At 62.7% G+C, this 6,738-nt stretch carries 5 protein-coding genes and 1 pseudogene; all 6 read right to left on the reverse strand.

Features of this window, described 5'->3' with window-relative positions:
- Window positions 1-1,559: hypothetical protein (locus I8N66_RS33985; protein WP_291163926.1), on the reverse strand; the 1,559-nt coding region annotated here is incomplete at its 3' end.
- Window positions 1,559-3,892 (reverse strand): hypothetical protein, encoded by a 2,334-nt coding sequence (locus I8N66_RS33990; protein WP_291163914.1) that lies wholly within the window; start codon window positions 3,890-3,892, stop codon window positions 1,559-1,561. The genes I8N66_RS33985 and I8N66_RS33990, both read right to left, overlap by 1 nt.
- Window positions 3,892-4,164, reverse strand: coding sequence for a hypothetical protein (locus tag I8N66_RS33995; RefSeq protein ID WP_291163917.1), 273 nt, complete (start codon window positions 4,162-4,164; stop codon window positions 3,892-3,894). The genes I8N66_RS33990 and I8N66_RS33995 overlap by 1 nt, the downstream gene beginning before the upstream one ends.
- Window positions 4,161-5,756: a tail fiber domain-containing protein gene (locus tag I8N66_RS34000; RefSeq protein WP_291163920.1), complete on the reverse strand. Its 1,596-nt coding sequence runs from the start codon at window positions 5,754-5,756 to the stop codon at window positions 4,161-4,163. The genes I8N66_RS33995 and I8N66_RS34000 overlap by 4 nt, the downstream gene beginning before the upstream one ends.
- Window positions 5,757-5,759: 3 nt before the next feature.
- A complete protein-coding gene (locus tag I8N66_RS34005; RefSeq protein WP_291163923.1) occupies window positions 5,760-6,206 on the reverse strand; it encodes a GNAT family protein in 447 nt (148 codons plus the stop codon).
- A pseudogene (locus tag I8N66_RS34010) lies at window positions 6,203-6,738 on the reverse strand (hypothetical protein); the annotation flags it as partial. The pseudogene I8N66_RS34010 and the gene I8N66_RS34005, both read right to left, overlap by 4 nt.

Here is a 6,738-nt window from a genome sequence, read left to right on the forward strand (position 1 = left end):
GCGTTCAGGTCGTTGGCTTCCGTGCCGATCGCCCGGTAAACCTCTCCCAGCGAGCTTTGCTGCATGCGAAGCGGCACACCCGACGGGCCGACCATCTCACCCTGAGGCAACGCGCCCTGGCGAAGCAGGTCGTCAAGTTCCGACGGGCGCATTGCGGTGGCGCCGTTGTTCAGGATCGAGCGGCCCTCGCCCAGGGCCTCGCGCTGGCGTGCTAGTTCCGCAAACGGCGCATCGACTTCCTTGATCCGCGGCACCGACGCGCGGAGTCCGTCGTCGATCATCTGTCGCGCCTCAGTCAGAGCGGAGATGACCTTAGGGTTCTGCTCTGTTTTGAGAATGCCGTCGATCGCTTGGCGGGTTTCGAACGCGATGGCGGGATCAGTCGTGACGAGATCCTGACCGTTGACGTTCAGCATCTGCCGGACATTCCGCAACTCGCGCTGCGCTGGGCCGCGCAGGCGCTGGATTTCGTCATCGAGAGCGTCGGTGATCGGCGTGAAATCGTAGCTCGATCTTTCCGCCATAACCGGTCGATAGCCTTGCCTGACCTGATCCTGGTCGGCGGCAAGCGAGCGATCGACACGCGACGGCACCGGATCGGGGCCCAGATTATCGGCGACGTCGGTGCGCAGCCGCGTGTTCGCGAGACCGCTTCGCTCGTTGAGCGGATCCACGATAAGACCGCGCGTGCCCGGTCGAGCCGCTGCGCCGCGGGCGACGCCCAGCCATTCCGGTGAGACGTCGGCCAGCATGGCATCAGGGCCAAGCTCTTCGAGGGAATCTCGGTACCGGGCGACCTTCGCCGGATCGGACAACTCGTCGACGATATAACGCCGCGCCTGATCGGTGACGGTCGAAAGCGCGTCATTGCTTTCACCGAAGATCATTCGGGCAACCTTGGACGCAAGCTTATTGGCGCCGGCAGCGACCGGCATCATGACAACGCCGGTTGTAGCACCAACGCCCGTTTCAAAGGCGGCCTGCTTAGCCCTCTCTGCTGCCCCACCTTCCCCGGCGCCGAAGCCCTGCACTGCGCCCGTCCCGCCGCCAGCGACGCCAGCGGAGACGAGGCGGGACCCGACAGACGCACCCGTATTGCCAAGTGCGTAGTTCCCGATCACCGGAGCCGCCCGAAGCAGGGCACCGCCTGAGCCAACGCCACCCGCGATCTGAAGACCGGTCGAAAGCTTCGGATGATCCGCGTCGTACTCGTCGTCTTTCCTGCGCTGAATGTCGAGCGCCTGGTCGTAGCGTTCGCCCCATGTCTTTCCGGGCAGTTTCTCGTAGCTATCCGGCAAGAACTGGTCGACCAGCGGGGCGAAGGTCGCATTCGTGGCGGCGTCGAGCTCGTCGAGGTAGGAGCCGATGCCGAGCGTGCCCCGCGCAACCGTCCGGACTGCGCCATCAACACCACCGGAGCGCGCGGGAGCATCCCCCTTGCCGCCGGCAGCCAGTTGCACCGCGATTTCGTTGACTGTGGCCTCCTGATCCTCAGGCGACAGCGTCTTGAAGCTGTCGTCCACCTGAACCTTGACGCCATTTACCGTGAGCGTGCCCATTATTCTTCGTAGCCCCATTTGACGCCGGTCCTAGTCTTGTTCCCCTCGTTCGGGGTTGGACCTTCCGGGATTTTGTAGTTTTCGAGCGGGTTCTGAAGCTCGCGGATTTTCTTGCGGCCCTCAGCCGGCGTGATTTCCCGATCGGCAACAGCATCAGCAATGACACCCATCTGTTGCTCATACTCGGCGATGCCGCGCATGGTTTGGAAAATCAGCTCGTTGCCACCGGGCTGGTTGATGACCCGCGGCAGAGATGCCCGGAACATCCGGATATCTGCATCGGACATGGGGCCAGAGCCTGGAGCACGCTGTTCGGGAACCATCTTCTCGAGAAGTGCAGATGCGGCCTGAATATCGCTCGTGCCCTCCCCGATCGCGACACCCCAATCACCGGCAAGCTTCTTGAAGCCACCTTCGATGCCCTGCGGCACGTTGGAGAACAGTCCTTCCAGCCGATTGATCTGCCCCAGACGTGCCCGAGCCTGCATACCGGCATCGGAAAGAGCGGCGAAGGTTTCGGCGTTCTTCTTGTCCAAGTTCTCATAGAACTTGTCGCTCTCGCCGCCGACGATGTTTGTCGTGGTGTTAGCGCCGGCCTTGCGTTGCGCCTGTTCCCATTCGAGCGGTCCGAGCGGCGTGCGGCCGTTCTGGACCTCGAAATTGCGATAATACTCATAGTTTTGCCGATCCGCCGTCGGCTTCACATCGTCCGGGTACTCGGCAATAACTTGGCCTGTCTGATTGTCGACGAGCCGGCCGTTGACGACAGAGGTTTCGCGCTTGCGCGGTGCGTCCAGTTCACGCTGAAGCTTCCGCATTTCAAGCTGGCGCACCGGGTCGCTGACCTGCATCTGCTGTTCAAGCATCATCCGGGCGACAGCCTTCATTTCCGGGGTCGCGAAGTCGTTCGTCAGGATCTGATAAAGCCGCGGATCGACGCCGCTCGCCGACTGAGCAACTTGCGCCGGCTGCTGCTGACCCGCCGCGTGAGCCTGCGCGATCTGCTGCGGCGTCGCTGGCGTTCCGGCGTTGAGAGCGTTCATGATGCCGCCTTCAGCGCTTGCAAGCTGCCTTGATCCCGCAAACTCTGCCGGGATCTGCGTATTGGCGAGAGGCTGAGAATTCGGAGGTACTGGGTTCGCGCCGACGCTCACCGCCTGCGGTAACGCTGCAACGGCCATGTCGTCGGCTTCCTTCCCCGGGAAAGATGGGCTGACGTTGCGACCGGGGAAGCGAGCTGCGTACTCGGGCGTTTGCTCGAAAGCCGCCACTTCGTCGGAAAGAGACGCCCCGGCCTGGTCGGCAGCAGCGGCCGACTGCAAACGGGGATCGACGAAGGGAGACACAAACGGGCTCGTCGCCGGCATGTTGCCGCCAGCCATCGCCGTCACCGCCTCTGCCGCGTTGCGCGGTGCGGTGGCGTCAACCATCGATCGAGCATCGCCGGCAGGCCGCGTCTGGGCATCCGGAGAGAACACCGGCTGACGGGCTTCGACAGACATGCCCCTGTCGTCATAATAGGCCATCGGCTCCCCGACAGAGGCGCCACCGCCCTGTCCGATCAGCGCAAGCGCCTTTTCGCGATGCCCTGCCATCTGGGTGTTGACCTTGTCGGCCACTGTACCGGGCGCACCGCCGTTGTTGGCGTCCGAAGCGCCGTAACGACCGACGGTGCCCGCATTGATGGCCGAATAAATGTCCATCATGCCCATTCCGGGCTTCACGCCGGCCTTGCGCAGGTAGCTGACGACGGCACCGTTCTCGCCGAGTTGCGAACCGACGGGGTTGTTCCAGTCGACGCCATTCTCAACAGCCTGTGTCTCACCGAACTGGATAAGGCCGCGGTGCTGGCCGTGCTGGGTGGTCGGGCCGCGCTTCGTCGGATCGAAGGTGCCTGCGGTCTCGTAAGAGATGGCCGTCGCCAGGTCGACAGGATCGATGCCGAGCGCATTGGCCGAAGAGATGATGCCGCTCCGGATCTCGTCATTGCCAACAGTGGCAACGGGCATGTTCCCCTTGCTGTCGACCTTCGGCATGTTGCTGCCCATGGCGCCAGGCGTGGCGCTGGGTGCGCTCGTCGTCGATCGTGCGGGCGTGCCGAGGATCGAGTTGTAGAGCGTCGAGGCGGCGTCAGTGCCGGCCTTCTGCGCCTTATCGGTGCGATATCGGCTGATGCCCACGCCAATGCCGCTCAACAGCGCGCCGATGCCCTCGGCGGCCGTCTTCGGCTGCGATCCCATGATCTGGCGGGCCAGCATGTCCTGAATATCGCGCTTGCGAGCGAGCGATTGCGCAGTCTCGCCGGTGTCGCCACCGAACAGAAATCCGACCATCAATAGAGCCCTCCATTTCGGCCCATGGTGAAGAAGTTGGCGAGGCCAGCGAATGGCGCCGGTTTGGCGCCGCCTGGGGCGACAGGGAACGCGGCGCTCCGCTTGGCGGCACCGGCTGCAAACCCGGTCATGAGTGCGCCAACACCCTCGGTGGTGTTCTGGGGCATTGGCTGCCCCATGATCTTGGCTTGAAGCTCGTCGGCGAGTTTTTGGCGGTTCTGGGTGGTGTCAGGCCGCGCCATGCCGGCATAGAACGCGAACGGGTTGTTCATGCGACCTTCCTCTTTCCAGCAGCGGAGAACAGAAGGCCGTAGTCGACCCGGCGAAAGCCATCGTCGCCCTTGATGACGACGTCCGGGCGTACCTTCTCGACCTCCTGGGCCATGACACCAATGCGCTTCGGAGCGTCTTTGCCCTCGCCCTTGTAGCGGTACTCATAAAGACCGCCGACTTGCTTGATGTCCTTCTTCGCGCGTTCGTCCGACAGCGAGGCAAGGCCCGCGACACCGCCAAGGATCGAGCCGATACCGGCTTGCTTTGTGTTGTAGGCGTTGACGCGGTTCGCATAGTCCTGCTGCACCAGGCCGGCGTAATCGACGTTCGGGATGCTCACCCCTTGAGTTGGCACGAAATTCGGCTGGTTGACCTGGGCGCCCGAAAGCAGGCTCGAAATCTCGTTGATCGGCTGATTCCGGGCAGCGTAAAGCTCGTTCAGGTACTGAGACCTGGCGTTGTTTTGCGCAGAAAGCTGCGCCTGCTGCGCGTTGAACCGCTGATCAGCCAGAGCGTTGTTCGCTGCCGTCGTCGAGTTCCGGTTCTGGAACATCTGCTGACGCGCATCGTTACTGAAGCCTGCCGATGCCAGTCCCTGCTGGAAGCTCTGAGCCTGCGCCGCGTTGTTGGCCTCCAACTGAGACGCATTTTGCCCGAACTGCTGCGCTTGCGCGGCGTTCGCCTGTTGCATCTTGTTGGCGTTTTGGCCGTATTGCTGGGCCTGCGCCTGGTTGGTGAACCCGGCCGCGGCAAGCGCCTGGTTGAAGTTCTGCTGTTGCGCCGAGTTCTGGAACGACGCCTGATCGCGAGCGAGACCGGCAAGGCGCGATTGCTCCTGACCGGCGTTGAGGATCGCGCCGAGGCGGGCATCGTTCTCCTGCCGTGTCGCAGCATCGATCGCGCGATTATAAGCCTCGGAACCCGGCTGTAGCCCCTGGTTCGCCAACTGCGTTTCCAGCGCTTGACGGCTCTGCGCGAGCTGCGGGTTCATCCGCTCCATCAGTGCGTTTTCATATTTCGTCGTATCGGCGCTGTAGTCGTAGCTGTTGGTGATGTTGCCGGTGTTGCCGATCGATGTCTTGATGGGGCCTGCGTTCGCAACGTCACGCTGGATATTGCCGGCACCCGCGATCGATGACTGGATATTGCCAGCGTTCGGTAGCGACGTCTGCAGCGTCGGCCCTGCACCATAGCCGGTATACAGCGGAAGACCGATTTTCGATGGGTCACCGGCGGCCGGTGCCTTGAAGGTATCGACAGGGCGCCCGAGGAGATCATTCAGCTTTGCCGATTGTCCGGCCGCCAAGGTCGCGAGGTTCAACTCGGCCTTATCACTTTGGTTCTTGATGGCCTGCTGACCAGCAGACAGCGTCTGCGTCGCCGTATAGGTCGGAAGATCATAGATCTTACCGCTGGTCGGATCGGTCCACTGCTTCGTGCCGGTCTGGTTGTATGTCAGCGCACCATCGGGCGTCACCTGGTTGACGTTGCCGAGCGTCTGGTTCGCAATCGCAGTGCCGATATTTGTTCCGGTCTGCGCAGCTGCAGTCTGTGCCGGATCCGGTGCCTTCGGTGCTTTGGGCTTGCCCATGTGTTACCTCCGATTGACGGGATGCGCCCGCCATTCGTCATCAGTTAAAGTGAACAGGATTTCCGCCTCTTCCCGGCCGCGCAGCCGGGGAATCCGGTGAGATGTGAAGCCGAAACGCTCGGCGATTTCGATCATGACCGCGTTGCGCTCTGACACCCGCAAAACGACCATCTGGCAGCCGATCTGATCGAACGGATAGCCGAACATGCCATTCAGCATTGGCCGGGTGAGCCAGCGTCGGCTGGTCGAGGCGGCCGACAGTTCGATGACGCCAGCCTCGGGATTGTAATTATGGAATACGACCCCGGCGGCGAGCCGATCGCCGTCAACAAGCCCGAGCGTCGTGAAATTCTCCCACCCGCGTTCGCAGCCCGGAATATGGCTGGCAACGAAGGATGCAACGGCGCGGTTGATCTCCGGCGCGCTCTCGCCGCCCCAGACCAACGTCACGCGCTCGCCTCGCCGACACCGACCTGCAGTGTTGCGAGATCCACCTCCAGATCGAGTTTCACCGTACCGCCGGAGGTGACTACGCATCCAACCGCGAGCATGTCGCCAGAGGCCCTGACGTTCTGCCGGAACGCGTAGCGGTTGAGCATGGTGACACCGTCCCAGATGGCCGTGCCCCATAGGCCAACGTCCCACTCCGACGCCGTCGTGTCGCCCTCTGACACAGCGCTGAATGTCGGAATGTCCTTGTTGTCATCCGCCCTGGCAAACAGCAGAACGCTTGGCTTCGTGTTCGCCCGGAAGAACATGTGCGCCATGTTGGCCGTGGCGCGCTGGCCGAACTGACCAGCCGGCGAAGCCTGAGACAGATACGCGGCGGAAAACGCCATGCCGTCGTCTGTGCCGCCGGTGTCGCCCTGATAGACATAGCCATCCATCGAGCCGAAATAGATACTGCCCTGCAGCGTCTCGTAGCAGTTGGCCCGCCAGTTCGAGAGCGTAGACCAACGGCCGTTCAGGACGTTGAGGACGA

It is taken from the genome of Ensifer sp. SSB1 (genome assembly GCF_016652895.1).
Classification (GTDB): Bacteria; Pseudomonadota; Alphaproteobacteria; order Rhizobiales; family Rhizobiaceae; genus Ensifer.

Coding starts and splice junctions, on each gene's coding strand:
- I8N66_RS33990 (WP_291163914.1), bottom strand. CDS start 3,892: ATGGTCGGATTTCTGTTCGGTGGCGACACCGGCGAGACTGCGCAATCG.
- I8N66_RS33995 (WP_291163917.1), bottom strand. CDS start 4,164: ATGAACAACCCGTTCGCGTTCTATGCCGGCATGGCGCGGCCTGACACC.
- I8N66_RS34000 (WP_291163920.1), bottom strand. CDS start 5,756: ATGGGCAAGCCCAAAGCACCGAAGGCACCGGATCCGGCACAGACTGCA.